Consider the following 14,653-nt stretch of genomic DNA (forward strand, 5'->3'; position numbering starts at 1 on the left):
CAGAAGTGGTGTCCATCGTGACAGTGCCCTCAGAATAAGCAGACATCGATTCCCATCAGCCCGTGGCGCTGAAGCGATAAAGGCCAAGTCCACCCCGTCCTGCAGCGAACAATGACTACGGAAGGCGCCAATGGCACGAATTAAGCCAAATTACTTGTAAACCATATCCGTGAATTACGACAAACCGAAGGCAGCGGTATGCACGAAAATACAGGTTTGGCAGTATATTTGCCGGCATATTGAAACATATTTCAATTATTCAAAACGGTACTATCTGAAGTAGCCATCCATATTCGAATTTGCGCTCCCTGACCCCTGTACTGCACTAAGGAAGTGCATGTTGACGTCGATGATCCGCCAAATGCCTGGCCCATCAGGGTGGCAAAGCCGATGGTTGCACATGCCATGCAGAGCCCGGCGTCATTCGTGGTCGGTGCCCCCACGGGTCTATGGGCGCCTACTCGTCTCTCAGGCTTACCCACCAGGCCGACTCGACCGCTACTTTCGAGTGTCGTGTTCCTTCGGGATTGGCGCGGGGGGACAGGTCGATGTTCGTCATCTCATGTGACAGGCGACATCTACAGGATCGGTCAGACCTTTCCGAAATCCTGGCGTGCCATTACGGCACACAAGTCAACATTTGCAATCCGGTGCGTTGCTGCGCCGCTAGTTCTACAGGTTGATGCGCAATCGGATCCTGCGCCCTCAAGTGGGCACATCTGAGTGCATCCCCCAACACGTTTTCGAGCCTGCCGGCAGTCCTGAGCCGGCAGCGAACGGATATTTTCGGGCAGGGAAAAGCACGCTCAACTCATGCTTAGGTTGAGCCGAGCGTTATTCGCTTTCCGAACCTTCTTGCTCCCATCCATGAAACTTGGGGGAGAAACCTCCACCGACGATCCGTTCAGTTGGGTCGCTCAGTCGCGCCAAGGTCCAGTGCTACCACCAACCGTTCAGGGGCCGGCCGGCTCGGGGGGTCCATAGGTCGGGTTCGCCAAAACCGGCGGGCGGGCGTTCGGCCGTGGCGCGCAAGGCAGGACCTTCGGAATTCACCTCCCGGATCCGCGACCGCCGCCCTTCGTCCAGGGGTTTGGGTGCCGCCGTCAGGGCGGGCCCAGTTCGCGCCGTCACCGCGGGCTTCTTCTGCGCCGACCGCCGGGCTTCCGGGGTTTTGCCGTCCGCCCCGCGCGCAACCAATAGGTTTCCTGGGCTCAGGCCGAGGGCGATTTTCATACGGGAGTCGTACCCGTAGAGGTCGGGTAGGGTCCGCACCGTGCCGGCCTCGTCCACCGACATCGTGAAATAGGCGAGGTGTACCGGCAGCTTTTCACTCAGGCGGATCTGGCGCTCGCCCTTCCCGATCAGCTTCTTCAAGCGCTCACTCGACCAGGCTTCAGGCAAAACTGCGTCGGCGAACCGGAAGGGATCCTCCACGCGCACACAGCCATGGCTTAGGGCACGGTGAGCGGAGGAAAAGAGGGTTCGGTTCGGCGTATCGTGCAGATAGACGGCGTGGTTGTTCGGGAACATAAACTTGATGAAGCCAAGAGCGTTGCGCTCCCCGGGCGGCTGACGCACCGAGACGTTGCCGTTGCGGTAGACCACTTCGTAGCCCCGACGGGCCGCGTAGTTCGGGTCGCGGGCGAGACCCGGCAGGAACTCGTTCTTCAGGATCGAAGGCGGGACATTCCAAGAGGGATTGACGACGGCGTACTCCATCATCCCCGAGAAGATCGGTGTGGGCGATTCCGTTTTGCCGACGATCACGCGTGCTTCGTCGCGCTGACGCCCATCCCGGACGACCCGTAGGCGGAACTCCGGGATGTTGACCATGACGTAGTCGCGGCCGAGGTCGGAGGGCAACCAGCGCCAGCGCTCCATGTTCACGATGAGCGCGGCCTCCGCGTCGTCGGTGCGGGCTGCGGGCTCGGGCCGGGATAGAGCGGACACGGTTTGCAGGGTCAATGTGCCATTCGGGGCTAGACCTCGCGCGCGTTGGAACGCCGTCACGGCCGCGACCACGCCGGCATCGTAGAATTCTGGATTGCCCGGTCCGGCATCGAGGGTGCCGGCCGTCCGGGTTTCGAGTCCAAATCGCCTACGCAGGGCCGGAACGCGCGGGTCCGTCATGCCGAGCTTGAGCACTGGCCCCGGCGGCAGATGCACACCAGCCGCGGACGGAGTCTGGCCGTTACCTCGCAACACCGCGAGGCGCGCCTTCAGGGAGAGGTAGCCCGACTGAGCTGGATTGTAGCCCTGCAGCAGCGAACCGGCCGACGCGCCGCCGGATGCGATGCGGGCGAGGACGGCATCCGGTGCCGGCAAATCGAGGACCGGCGTGATCAAGCGAGACAGGTTGGCAAGATGGATGCGTCCACCGCGCGCATCCCGTGCATAGAGCACGACGGCGGCCGACAGCTTCAGGTCCGCATCCGCGATCTGCGCTTCGGTGGCGCCCTGCGTTCCAAGAACCGGCACGGGATAGGCGGACGCCGCGAGACCGTCCTCCCCGGCGGAGGCCAGACGAGCGGCCGCGGATTTTGCCGCAGGCGTGAGTGCTCCATCGACGATCCAGACCGGCTTGAAGGCACCCAACGCATAGAACGCCTGAATGGCCTCGCGATCCTTCGTCGAGAGCCGGGAGAGAAGCGGTGTCGGATCGGCAAGCCGGGTGGCGATGGCAGCGGCCTGCGGGTCGGTCGGCAGGGGCGGCGGTGCCGTTGCTTCGCTCGCAGAAGGCGTTCCCGGAATGGACGCGTTCGCGTCCGGTCCCCTCGCCGCAATCGGACCCGCGCTATCGGCAGACGGATCGGGCCTGGCTGCCTCGGGCGCGCCCGGATCGACCGAGGCGTTCCGCGTAACCGGGGTCGCGGAGGCTGCATCCGGAGCCTGTGCGTGTGAAGGCTGGGCCTGCGATTTCTGAGCGTCGGATGCGCGACCCTCTTGCTGCCGCATGTCGGAAACCTGGGCCTGGGCCCCATAGGCTGAGCAGCCCGCCAGCAGTGCGGACAGCGCGACGGAGGCAGAGCGCAAAACGCCCATGATGGCAACTCCTCGGGACCGACCATACCGGCCGATAGCATTAGGATAATCGGACCAGGCGGCCGCGTGCGCAATCGCACGATCGCCGATGAGAGGTCTCAGGCAGCAGCCTCGTCGACCTTGTCCTCTTCCGCGAGACCAAGATCCTTGAGTTTCCGGTAAAGGGTAGATCGGCCAATTCCGAGGCGGCGTGAGACCTCGGACATTCGGCCGCGATAGAATTGGAGTGCGAAGCGAATGATCTCTGCTTCCAAGCCGTCCATCGTCTTCATCTCGCCGGTCTCTTCCGCGACCAGACTCATGGCATGCGGATCGCGCACTTCCACCCGGACGATCTCCCTCACGGGCTGCGGCGCGCCGCCCTGCACCATCGGCTGGATCGGTGCGGCGGGAATCCGGATGTCGAAGCCTTCTACCTGGGCGGCGATCTGCGGGAATTCGGACACCGTGAGTTCGTCGCCATCCGCCAGCACCACCGCGCGGAACAGAGCGTTTTCCAGTTGGCGGACGTTACCCGGCCAGCCGTACCGGGTTACGAGCGCCATCGCCTCGGGTGTGATGGCTCTGACCTTCTTGCCTTCTTCGGCCGCGAAGCGCGCGCAAAAGGAGCGCACCAGATCAGGAATGTCCTCGCGGCGAGCCCGTAACGGCGGCAGCGTCATGGGGAAGACGTTCAGGCGATAATACAGGTCCTCGCGGAATCGGCCCTGCTTGACCAAGTCGAGGAGCGAGCGATTCGTCGCCGAGATCAGACGGATGTCCACCCGTACGCTGCGCTTTCCGCCCACCGGATCGACCTCACCTTCCTGGAGAGCGCGCAAAAGCTTCACCTGTGCATCGAGGGGCAGTTCGCCGATCTCGTCAAGGAAAAGCGTTCCACCCGAGGCTTCGACAAACTTGCCAACATGACGCTCGGTAGCGCCCGTGAAGGCGCCCTTCTCGTGGCCGAACAGGGTGGACTCGACGAGGTTGTCGGGGATCGCGCCACAGTTGACGGTGACAAAGGCCTTGCCGCGTCGATCGCCGGACCCCTGGATCGCCCGTGCCAGCACCTCCTTGCCGACGCCGGACTCCCCTTCGATCAGCACCGGGATGTTCGATTTGGCCGAGCGCTCGGCGAGGCGGATCACGCGATCCATATCCGGGCTCCGCGATGTCAGATCCTTGAAGCTCAGCGCGCCTGAGGCGCGCCGGCGCATGCGGCGGACCTCTTCCTCGAGCTGATCGACCTTCAGAGCGTTCTTGATCGAGACCTGCAGACGCTCGGCACCGGCTGGCTTGACCACGAAATCCGTGGCGCCCGCACGCATCGCCGTGACAACGGCATCGATCGAGCCGTTCGAGGTCTGAACGATTACCGGCACGTCGAGGCCGGTTCTGCGCATCTCGGACATGACGCCCAGTCCATCGAGGCCACCGGGCATGACGAGGTCGAGAAGCACCACATCGATCGCATCGCCGGCGCGCAACGCCTCGAGGCCCTGCTCGCCACTCTCGGCCACCCGCGCCTCGAAGCCGAGGCGCCGAACCATCGTTTCGGCGAGGCGGCGCTGCACGGGATCATCGTCGACGATCAGGACCGTTGTCGACATGGGGCAGCCTCGCTGTTCGCAAGCGGACGGCATCCGGCAACACAAGGGTCGTCCGGGCGTCATCGTCGCTGGCGTGTTTCGTTTCGAACCGCAGGGTGCCCCAAGAGCGTAAAGCCGTGCTTAACGACGATCCGACTTTTGCGGAGCGTAGAGCGTTCGGCACGCCCCCACTTCACACCCACTGACAAACCGTCCCGACCCGCAGGATTCTGATCGACTCGGATTGATCGGACGGCCTTTGCACTCGATATCACCGCGCACGGACCTGACCGGTCCGAGAGGGAACCAGATCATCATGCCGAGCCGAGCCGTCGCCACTGCCAGTCGTTCGGGCATCGTCGCGAATGCGGAAGGGGCCAGCGCTGCCAGAGCCGCCGCGCATGCGGCCGATCTGGGGGCTTTGCCGGAATGGGACCTTACCGACCTGTATGCTGGGATCGATTCTCCCGATTTCTCGGCTGACCTGGTCCGAGCCGAAGCGGATTGTGCCCGGTTCTACGAGCGCTACGCCGGTCGCCTCGCCAAGATGGCGGCCGCGTCGGATGCCTCGGCCCAGCTAGCCGAGGCGGTCGCGACATACGAAGGCATCGAAGATCTGCTCGGACGCCTGATGTCTTTCGCGGGCTTGGTCTATTCCGGCGACACCACCGATGAGCTCAGGGAAAAATTCTACGGAGACACGCAGGAGCGGCTGACGGCGGCCTCCAGCCATCTGTTGTTCTTTGCCCTCGAACTGAACCGAATCTCAGACGAGGCGATGGATCGGGCCATGGCGGATGGGCCGCTCAACCATTACGCGCCTTGGCTGGAAGACTTGCGGCGCGAGAAGCCGTTCCAACTGGACGATCGCACCGAGAAACTTTTCCTGGAGAAGTCCGTCACCGGGCGCTCGGCCTGGAATCGGCTCTTCGACGGTACGATCGCGGCGCTCCGCTTCCCCGTGCAGGGTGAGCAGCTTACCCTGGAGCCGACCCTCAACAAGCTTCAGGATCCGGATGGCGCCATTCGACAGGACGCTGCGGGCGCTCTCAGCGAAGTCTTCCGTGCGAACCTGCGCACCTTTACGCTGATCACCAACACGCTCGCCAAGGACAAGGAAATTTCCGACCGCTGGCGTGGCTTCAAGGACGTCGCGGATGCGCGTCATCTCTCGAATCGCGTCGAGCCCGAGGTGGTCGCCGCGATGGTGGAGGCCGTCCAGGCCGCGTATCCGCGGCTGTCGCACCGCTATTATCGCCTGAAGGCCAAGTGGTTCGGCGTCGAGGCTCTGCCCTATTGGGACCGAAACGCTCCTCTCCCCAAGGTCGATCAGCGCACCATTCCGTGGAGCGAGGCGCGTGACACTGTCCTCGACGCCTACCAGGCGTTCTCTCCGCAGATGGCCGACATCGCCCGGACGTTCTTTGACCGCAACTGGATCGACGCTCCGACTCGACCCGGAAAGGCGCCCGGCGCCTTCGCGCACCCGACCGTGCCCTCGGCCCACCCCTACGTCTTGGTCAACTACCAGGGCAAGCCGCGGGACGTGATGACCCTGGCGCACGAGCTCGGCCACGGCGTGCATCAGGTCCTCGCCGGCCCGAACGGCGCCCTGATGGCGCCTACGCCTCTGACCCTGGCCGAGACTGCCAGCGTCTTCGGTGAGATGCTGACCTTCCGCCGCCTCCTGGCCGCCACCACGAACACGAGTCAGCGCCGCGCCATGCTGGCGGCGAAGGTGGAGGACATGATCAACACGGTCGTGCGCCAGATCGCGTTCTACGCCTTCGAGCGGAAGGTCCACCTCGCCCGGGCACAGGGCGAGCTGACCGCCGAGCAGATCAACGGCCTCTGGATGTCGGTGCAGGCCGAGAGCCTCGGTCCGGCGATCGCGCTTGATGCGGGCTACGAGCCTTTCTGGGCCTACATTCCTCACTTCATCCATTCGCCGTTCTACGTCTATGCCTATGCTTTCGGCGATTGCCTTGTGAACTCGCTCTACGGCGTCTACGCCAAGGCCGAAGACGGGTTCGTGGAGCGCTACTTCGCTCTCCTGTCGGCTGGCGGTGCCAAACCCTACGGAGAACTCCTGGGCCCCTTCAACCTTGACGCCCGCGACCCTGGCTTCTGGCAGATCGGACTGTCGATGATCGAGGGCATGATCGCTGAGTTGGAGGGGATGGAGGCTGCGTAAGCGCTCAGCGATATGAGCGATGAAAGAAGGATGCCTTTCGTTGTTCGCCCTGGACAACGGGGGGTGGTTCGTCGGTGGACCCGGCGCCTCGCTCGTCCCGGGCTGACCAACCCGTCCCGTGGCACCGCGAAGGGCGATCCAAATGAAACATGCCGGAGCTGTAAGGGTAATTCGCGGGCTCGCCACCGGTGAGAGTGACGTCGGCTGACTGACACGCCCAATTCTCGATGATCGGCCCGGCACTGGACTGTCGAGCCGCGACCCATGAGCCCGCTGCCCTGGCGTGATCGATCACTGCGCTTATCTCCGAAGAAAGTTTTTCCCAACGAGTTGATTGATCCCGATGGCCGACACCGATCGTGAAGCCAACCGCTTCTCCGCCCGCGCAAGTCGCTATGCCCGCGTCGGCGCCAATGTCGGAGGGGTGGCGGCGCGCATGGCCGGCGCGAAGCTGTTCGGCGGAAAGGAGGCTCCGACCAATGCGGCAGCCCTCGCGCAAGCTCTTGGCGGTTTGAAGGGCCCGATCATGAAGGTAGCGCAGCTTTTGGCGACGGTGCCGGACCTGTTGCCGCCCGATTACGCCACCGAACTGCAGAAGCTTCAGGCCGATGCGCCTCCGATGGGCGCCGCTTTCGTCAAGCGACGCATGATCGCCGAACTGGGGGCCAATTGGCAGACCCGATTCCGGACCTTCGACCTCAAACCGGCGGCAGCTGCCTCCCTCGGTCAGGTCCACCGCGCCACGGCCCTCGACGGCACGCACCTCGCTTGCAAGCTTCAATACCCGGATATGCAATCGGCCGTAGAGGCCGACCTTAAACAGCTTGAAGTCGCATTTGCCCTGCATCGGCGGATGTCCACGTGGCTCGATACCCGTGAGATCGCAAAAGAAATCGGTGCCCGTGTCCGCGAGGAACTCGACTACGAGCGCGAGGCCAAGCATGCCGTCCTCTACGGCGACGTCCTTCGCGACGTCGATGCGGTCCGCGTGCCTGCCATCCACAAGGATCTCTCGACGAAGCGCCTCCTGACGCTCGGCTGGCTCGATGGGCAGCGCATCCTCGATTTCGCCGAGAGTCCAGTAGACGTCCGCAATCGTCTGGCCCGGTCGATGTTCAAGGCCTGGTGGCATCCGTTCAGCCGTGCCGCCGTCATTCACGGCGACCCACACCTTGGCAATTACACGGTCTTCTCAGAAGGGGGCGAGGCGCGGGGGATCAACCTGCTCGACTACGGCTGCGTCCGCATCTTTCATCCACGCTTCGTCGGCGGTGTCGTCGACCTGTATCGGGGCTTGCTCACCAACGATAACGCACGCATCGTCCATGCCTACGAGACCTGGGGGTTCAAGAATCTCAACAAGGAACTCGTTGAAATCCTGAATATCTGGGCGCGCTTTATCTATGGGCCGATCCTGGAAGATCGCACGCGAACCGTGGCCGACGGGGTCAAGCCCGGCGAGTATGGGCGCCGACAAGCCTTCGAGGTTCATCAGGCTCTGAAGGCACGCGGTCCGGTTACGATCCCGCAGGAATTCGTCTTCATGGACCGGGCGGCGGTAGGCCTCGGCGCCGTCTTCCTGCATCTCCGGTCGGAGCTAAACTATCACCAGTTGTTCGAGGCCGAGATCGACCGTTTCTCCCTCGCGGATCTCGAAGGGCGACAGGGCGAGGCACTGGCAAAGGCAGGACTTGCTTCTCCGGCTTGAAAGCGTGGCCACAAAAAGCCGTTCGAGGCGATTGCCGGGCCCGCATGTCGATTGCGAGCGACCTTGGCTTGCGCTAAATCCCCTTGGAACAAATCAAGATGATGCCCAAGGGGACGCCCACAAGATGGCTGATACCAAGACCGTGTCCGGCGCGCATTACAGCCCGGCGATGGATGAGAAGACCCACGAGCAGACCTATCGCGGCTTCGTTCGATTCGTAGAGATCGGCACCGGTGTCGTGCTGTGTTGGGTTCTGGCCCTGGCGGTCGGCGGTATCCGCGAGGCCTGGCTGACGGCGATCTTCGGTGTGATCCTCTCCGGTATCGCCGGTGCGGTGGGTGCTCTCGCCCCCGCGATCGGCTGGAAGGCCCCCCTGGCGGTCGGCATCCTGCTGGCGCTGTACCTCGCTTTCGCCTGATCCCTCTCCAACCACAACTTGACTGATTTGCGGGTCGCCTTCGGGCCGTCCTTTAAGGAGCATTCCTGCATGCGCATCGCTGTATTATCGGAAACCGATCCCGCGGAGCCGCGGGTCGCGGCGGTGCCAGAGACGGTCAAAAAGTTCATCGGCCTCGGGGCCGACGTCACCGTCCAGTCTGGTGCCGGTCTGAAGGCCGGCGTTCCGGATGCCGATTACGAGGCCGCCGGGGCTTCCATCGCCGGATCGGCCTCCGAGGCCGCCGGGTCCGCAGACCTTGTTCTGAAGGTCCGGCGTCCCTCGGCCGAGGAGATCGCTCTCCTGCCGCGCGGCGCCACGGTCATCGCCATCATGGATCCGTACGGCCACGAGGCCGAACTCGGCGCCATGGCGGAGGCCGGTCTCGACGCCTTCGCTATGGAGCTGATGCCCCGCATCACCCGCGCGCAGGTGATGGACGTGCTGTCGTCCCAGGCCAACCTTGCGGGTTACCGCGCCGTGGTCGACGGCGCGTCCGAATACGGTCGTGCCATGCCCATGATGATGACCGCCGCCGGAACCGTGCCGGCCGCCCGCGTCTTCGTCATGGGCGTCGGCGTTGCCGGCCTCCAGGCTATCGCAACGGCCCGCCGGATGGGCGCGGTGGTCACCGCCACCGACGTGCGCCCGGCCACCAAGGAGCAGGTCGAATCCCTCGGCGCCAAGTTCGTCGCGGTCGAAGATGAGGAGTTCAAGCAGGCCGAGACTTCCGGCGGATACGCCAAGGAGATGTCGACCGAGTACAAGAAGAAGCAGGCCGACCTCGTCACCACCCACATCGCCAAACAGGACATCGTCATTACCACGGCGCTGATTCCGGGCCGGCCGGCGCCGAAGCTTGTCTCGGAGGCGATGGTCGCCTCCATGAAGCCCGGCTCGGTCCTGGTCGACCTCGCAGTCGAGCGCGGCGGCAACGTCGAGGGCGCCAAGCCCGGCGAAGTCGTGGTGACCGACAAGGGGGTGAAGATCGTCGGCCATCTCAACGTGGCCGGCCGCCTCGCGGCGACGGCCTCCAGCCTCTACGCCCGCAACCTCTACGCCTTCGTCGAGACCCTGGTCGACAAGGAGTCCAAGGCCCTGGCGGTGAAGTGGGACGACGAACTCGTCAAGGCGACCAACCTGACCCGTGACGGTCAGGTCTCGCACCCCTCGTTCCAGCCCCAATCCTGATCCCGCCGGAGGATACGATGGCTATGCTTCCCCCCGATCAGGCCGCCGAGCAGGCGCGCGCCGCCGCCGCCGCGGCCCGAACTGCCGCTGACATCGCGCAGCAGCACGCGCTCCAGGCGCAGAAATACGCCGACGGCCTCGGTCACGGCCTCAGCGCCGTGACTCACGGAGCCGTCGACCCGACGGTCTTCCAGCTCGCGATCTTCATCCTGGCAATCTTCGTGGGCTACTATGTTGTCTGGTCAGTTACCCCGGCTCTGCACACGCCGCTGATGTCCGTCACCAACGCGATCTCGTCGGTCATCATCGTCGGCGCCCTGCTCGCCGCCGGCGTGCCTTACGTCGAGCACGGCACCGGATGGGCCCGCTTCTTCGGCTTCGTCGGCATCATCCTCGCCAGCGTGAACATCTTCGGCGGGTTCCTCGTCACTCAGCGCATGCTCGGCATGTACAAGAAGAAGGCCTGAGACATGTCCCAGAACGTCTCATCCCTTCTCTACATCGTCTCCGGCGTCCTGTTCATCATGGCGCTGCGGGGGCTCTCGCACCCGACCACTTCGCGACAGGGCAACCTGTACGGCATGATCGGCATGGGCCTCGCCATGCTCACCACCCTGGTCGGCCATCCGCCAGCCGGGCTCGGCGCCTGGGTCATTGTCATCTTGGGCCTCGCCATCGGCGGCGGTGCCGGCGCAGTCATCGCCAAGCGTGTGCCGATGACGGCGATGCCGCAGCTCGTGGCCGCCTTTCACTCCCTCGTCGGCCTTGCGGCCGTAATGGGCGCGGCGGCAACGCTCTACGCGCCGCAGGCGGTCGGCATCCTCGAGAACGGCCACATTCACAAGGAATCGCTGTTCGAAATGGCGCTCGGCGTCGCCATCGGCGCCATCACCTTCACGGGCTCGGTCATCGCGTTCCTGAAGCTTGATGGCCGTATGTCCGGCAAGCCTATCATGCTGCCGCAGCGGCACCTCATCAACATCGGCCTCGGCGTCGCCCTTGTGGTGCTGATCGCAATCTTCATCGGCAACGAGAGCAAGGCGATCTTCTGGTTGATCGTGCTGCTGTCCTTCGTGCTCGGCGGCCTCCTCATCATTCCGATCGGCGGCGCGGACATGCCCGTCGTCGTCTCGATGCTGAACTCCTACTCGGGCTGGGCCGCGGCTGGTATCGGCTTCACCCTGGGCAACCTCGCGCTCATCATCACGGGTGCGCTGGTCGGATCGTCCGGTGCGATCCTGTCCTATATCATGTGCAAGGCGATGAACCGCTCGTTCGTCTCCGTCATCCTCGGTGGCTTCGGCGGTGACGCCGCAGCAACCGGCGCCGGTGGCGCAGTCGAGACCCGTCCGGTCAAGCAGGGCTCGGCCGACGACGCGGCCTACATCATGAAGAACGCCGAGCGCGTCATCATCGTGCCGGGCTACGGCATGGCTGTAGCCCAGGCCCAGCACAGCCTTCGCGAGATGGTCGATATGCTCAAGAAGGAAGGTGTGGACGTGAAGTACGCGATCCACCCGGTCGCCGGCCGCATGCCCGGTCACATGAACGTGCTGCTCGCCGAAGCGAACGTGCCCTACGACGAAGTCTTCGAACTGGAGGACATCAACGGCGAGTTCCCGCAAGCCGACGTGGCCTTCGTGATTGGTGCCAACGACGTCACCAACCCGGCGGCCAAGACCGACAAAGCCTCGCCGATCTACGGCATGCCGATCCTGGACGTCGAGAAGGCCAAGACCGTCCTGTTCATCAAGCGCGGCATGGGCTCAGGTTACGCCGGCGTCGAGAACGAGGTGTTCTTCCGCGACAACACCATGATGCTGTTCGGTGACGCCAAGAAGGTGGTCGACAACATCCTTAAGAATCTCTGACGCGACCGCGGGCGCTGGCCCGCGGGACCTTCCTCGAGGGGCCGGCGCGTGTTCGCCGGCCCCTTTGTCGTTTGGGATGCAGTCCTGCGTCCCAGATGGCGCTATGATCCCCCCGTGTCAGCCGCCCTCGCCCTCGACGCGCCTCGCGCGTTCCTCGACGTCTCCCACTCGGTTCTCGGCCGGCCCTGGCGCGACCGCTGCGCCGATCCGGCCCTCCAGGCTCACGCGGCGACGATGGTGCAGGCGCATGCCCTGCCCGAGTTGCTGGCCCGGGTCCTGGCCGGGCGCGGCATCCGACCGGCCGAAGCGGAGGCGTATCTGCAGCCGCGAATGCGCGACCTGATGCCGGACCCGAACTGCTTGGTCGATATGGCGACGGCTACCGAGCGGCTCGCGCGCGCTGTTCTGACCGGCGAGCGAGTGGCGGTATTCGGCGACTACGATGTCGACGGTGCATCCAGCGCCTCGCTCCTGGCCGGCTACCTGCGTAGCCTCGGCCTGACCGTCCAAATCCACATTCCTGACCGAATCACCGAAGGCTATGGCCCCAACGTCGCCGCCGTCGAGGCTCTGCGGGAGGCCGGCGCTACGCTGCTGATCACCGTCGATTGCGGCACGAGCGGACACGCGCCCTTGGAGGCCGCAGCGGCAGTCGGCCTCGATGTCGTCGTCCTCGACCATCATGGCGCCCCAGAGCACCTGCCCCCGGCCCGTGCGCTCGTAAACCCGAATCGCCTCGACGACTTGTCGGGGCTCGGCCATCTCTGCGCCGCTGGGGTCGTCTTCCTCACTCTCGTTGCGCTAAACCGGCGACTTCGGCGAGAACCGGAATTCGTCGATCGGCTGCCTGACCTCGCCGAGTCGCTCGACCTCGTTGGCCTGGCCACCGTCGCGGATGTCGTCCCGTTGGTTGGCCTGAATCGCGCCTTCGTCGTGCAAGGCCTTAAGGTGATGCGCGCCCGCGGCCGCATTGGTCTCGCAGCGCTTCTGGATGCTGCGTCTCTGACTGAGCCGCCAGAGGCTTGGCACCTCGGCTACCTTGTCGGCCCGCGCATCAATGCCGGGGGGCGCATCGGGAATGCGGCTCTTGGGGCAACCCTCCTCACCACGGCCGACCCGGCCGAGGCTGCACGGATTGCGGCGGAACTCGATCGGCTCAATCGTGAACGTCAGGTCATCGAGGCGACAGCGGTCGCCGCCGCCGAGTCCGCGATGGACCACGCGCTCAGTCTCGATCCCGAGCAACCGGTGCTGGTGGCCGCGTCCACCGACTGGCATCCCGGCGTCGTCGGGCTCATCGCGGCGCGCTTGAAGGAGCGCTTCGGCCGCCCGGCCTTCGCTTTCGCCCTTCGGCCGGACGGCACCGCAACCGGTTCGGGTCGATCGATCGTCGGTGCGGATTTAGGGCACGCGGTCCGCACGGCGGTCGAGGCAGGGGTTGCCCTGAAGGGTGGAGGCCACGCTATGGCGGCGGGCGTCACGCTGCCTGGTCCGAACATCACGGGTTTTCGCGATCACCTCACGGCTGTTCTATCCGAGACCGTTGCCGAGGCACGGGCTGTCGAAGCGCTTCTGGTGGATGGCGCAATGAGCGCAGGCGGTGTCACCGCCGAACTCGTGCGCACGATTCACCGGGCCGGCCCATTCGGATCCGCGGCCCCGGAGCCGACCTTCGTCCTGCCGCGACACCGCATTGTGGACGCCGCGGTCGTCGGTCATGGGCACGTTCGAGCCCGTCTGCGAAGTCGGGATGGCCAGGCCATCGGCGCCATCGCATTCCGTTCGGCACAGGGTCCTCTCGGACAGGCAATCCTATCCAGCGTCGGCCGAGAGGTGCATGTCGCTGGGACGCTGTCCGTGGATACCTGGCGTGGCGCTGAGCGTGCCCAAATGCGCATCTGCGATCTCGCATATTTCGATTGAGCGATGCGGTTGACTCCCGCCCTGGCGGTCATCATAAGGACGGCGCGCCGTCGAAAGACGGTCGGTTTGGGGGAATGTCCCGAGCGGCAAAGGGGGCGGACTGTAAATCCGCTGCGTAAGCTTCGTAGGTTCGAGTCCTACTTCCCCCACCAAATCTTTACCGAGATCCCGAAACTCTCCGGGATGTCTCTAGCCTCGATGACCTATTACAAAGGTCGGCGATGCGGGTGTAGCTCAATGGTAGAGCAGCAGCCTTCCAAGCTGAATACCCGGGTTCGATTCCCGGTACCCGCTCCATCCGATTTCTGAATCCGACGCTGCTGAAGCGGCATAAAAACTTCTCCATGGTTTGCCGAGGGTCCGAACGAGGCCGATTGATCGGTTGCTTGGTGCGGGTTGGCTCGCGCGACGACGTTTTGCGTTGGCTTTCCAGCGGTTGATATCGACGGATGGGGATGTCCTCTTCTAGCGAACCAAGGGGGCGAAGCGGCGAACCCTCCGTGATGATCTCGACACATCGGCGCGCGGCCGTCGCATCGATCAGCCTTTCGTCGACGTGCCTGCCCAAATCGCGTTCGCCGCACCTGGGCTTTGGTACACCGTGGACACAGACGGGGGTGGAGGAATCGCTTCGTGCAGCGGGAGCGCCTACCTCTGCCCCAGATGAGTTAGGAACAAAATCTGCTCTGTGCGCCCGCGCACACCCTGGCACGATTT

General features: G+C 64.4%; 9 protein-coding genes and 2 tRNA genes. 9 read left to right on the forward strand and 2 right to left on the reverse strand.

Annotated elements, in window-relative coordinates; translation table 11 throughout:
* Nucleotides 1-939 precede the first annotated feature (939 nt).
* Both AC6EUL_RS00005 and AC6EUL_RS00010 read right to left on the reverse strand, forming a co-directional pair.
* Entirely contained in the window at nt 940-3,042 is a 2,103-nt protein-coding gene (locus tag AC6EUL_RS00005) for a L,D-transpeptidase family protein (protein WP_499868106.1), read from the reverse strand.
* Nucleotides 3,043-3,140: 98 nt separating this feature from the next.
* Complete coding sequence (locus tag AC6EUL_RS00010) at nt 3,141-4,634, reverse strand: sigma-54-dependent transcriptional regulator (protein ID WP_499868108.1); 1,494 nt, start codon at nt 4,632-4,634, stop codon at nt 3,141-3,143.
* A gap of 295 nt (nt 4,635-4,929) precedes the next feature.
* On the opposite strand from AC6EUL_RS00010, the gene AC6EUL_RS00015 reads away from it, so the two are divergent.
* The 9 genes from AC6EUL_RS00015 (at nt 4,930) to AC6EUL_RS00055 (ending at nt 14,233) form a co-directional block, all read left to right on the forward strand.
* Complete coding sequence (locus AC6EUL_RS00015) at nt 4,930-6,807, forward strand: M3 family oligoendopeptidase (RefSeq protein ID WP_499868109.1); 1,878 nt, start codon at nt 4,930-4,932, stop codon at nt 6,805-6,807.
* Nucleotides 6,808-7,150: 343 nt separating this feature from the next.
* Nucleotides 7,151-8,515 (forward strand): ABC1 kinase family protein, encoded by a 1,365-nt coding sequence (locus tag AC6EUL_RS00020; RefSeq protein WP_056353534.1) that lies wholly within the window; start codon nt 7,151-7,153, stop codon nt 8,513-8,515.
* A 124-nt stretch (nt 8,516-8,639) separates the two neighbouring features.
* Nucleotides 8,640-8,933, forward strand: coding sequence for an aa3-type cytochrome c oxidase subunit IV (locus tag AC6EUL_RS00025; protein WP_056219345.1), 294 nt, complete (start codon nt 8,640-8,642; stop codon nt 8,931-8,933).
* 69 nt (nt 8,934-9,002) lie between these two features.
* Nucleotides 9,003-10,142 carry a Re/Si-specific NAD(P)(+) transhydrogenase subunit alpha gene (locus AC6EUL_RS00030; protein ID WP_056219340.1) on the forward strand — a complete coding sequence of 380 codons (1,140 nt, stop codon included), beginning with the start codon at nt 9,003-9,005 and terminating at the stop codon, nt 10,140-10,142.
* 17 nt (nt 10,143-10,159) lie between these two features.
* On the forward strand, nt 10,160-10,609 hold the full coding sequence (locus AC6EUL_RS00035; protein WP_499868112.1) for a proton-translocating transhydrogenase family protein: 450 nt from the start codon (nt 10,160-10,162) through the stop codon (nt 10,607-10,609).
* Between the two features lie 3 nt (nt 10,610-10,612).
* On the forward strand, nt 10,613-12,013 hold the full coding sequence (locus AC6EUL_RS00040; RefSeq protein WP_056219333.1) for an NAD(P)(+) transhydrogenase (Re/Si-specific) subunit beta: 1,401 nt from the start codon (nt 10,613-10,615) through the stop codon (nt 12,011-12,013).
* A 114-nt stretch (nt 12,014-12,127) separates the two neighbouring features.
* Nucleotides 12,128-13,936, forward strand: a complete 1,809-nt coding sequence (recJ, locus tag AC6EUL_RS00045) for a single-stranded-DNA-specific exonuclease RecJ (protein ID WP_499868114.1) — start codon at nt 12,128-12,130, stop codon at nt 13,934-13,936.
* Nucleotides 13,937-14,004: 68 nt separating this feature from the next.
* Nucleotides 14,005-14,088, forward strand: a tRNA-Tyr gene (locus AC6EUL_RS00050).
* A 71-nt stretch (nt 14,089-14,159) separates the two neighbouring features.
* Nucleotides 14,160-14,233 (forward strand) — tRNA-Gly (locus AC6EUL_RS00055).
* The last annotated feature ends 420 nt before the right edge of the window (nt 14,234-14,653 follow it).

The organism is Methylobacterium sp. 001424705, from assembly GCF_059816145.1.

Bases quoted from the DNA above. Each gene is read 5' to 3' on its own strand.
- AC6EUL_RS00025 (WP_056219345.1), top strand. From the start codon at position 8,640: ATGGCTGATACCAAGACCGTGTCCGGCGCGCATTACAGCCCGGCGATG.
- AC6EUL_RS00005 (WP_499868106.1), bottom strand. From the start codon at position 3,042: ATGGGCGTTTTGCGCTCTGCCTCCGTCGCGCTGTCCGCACTGCTGGCG.
- AC6EUL_RS00040 (WP_056219333.1), top strand. From the start codon at position 10,613: ATGTCCCAGAACGTCTCATCCCTTCTCTACATCGTCTCCGGCGTCCTG.
- AC6EUL_RS00035 (WP_499868112.1), top strand. From the start codon at position 10,160: ATGGCTATGCTTCCCCCCGATCAGGCCGCCGAGCAGGCGCGCGCCGCC.
- AC6EUL_RS00030 (WP_056219340.1), top strand. From the start codon at position 9,003: ATGCGCATCGCTGTATTATCGGAAACCGATCCCGCGGAGCCGCGGGTC.
- AC6EUL_RS00020 (WP_056353534.1), top strand. From the start codon at position 7,151: ATGGCCGACACCGATCGTGAAGCCAACCGCTTCTCCGCCCGCGCAAGT.
- AC6EUL_RS00015 (WP_499868109.1), top strand. From the start codon at position 4,930: ATGCCGAGCCGAGCCGTCGCCACTGCCAGTCGTTCGGGCATCGTCGCG.
- AC6EUL_RS00010 (WP_499868108.1), bottom strand. From the start codon at position 4,634: ATGTCGACAACGGTCCTGATCGTCGACGATGATCCCGTGCAGCGCCGC.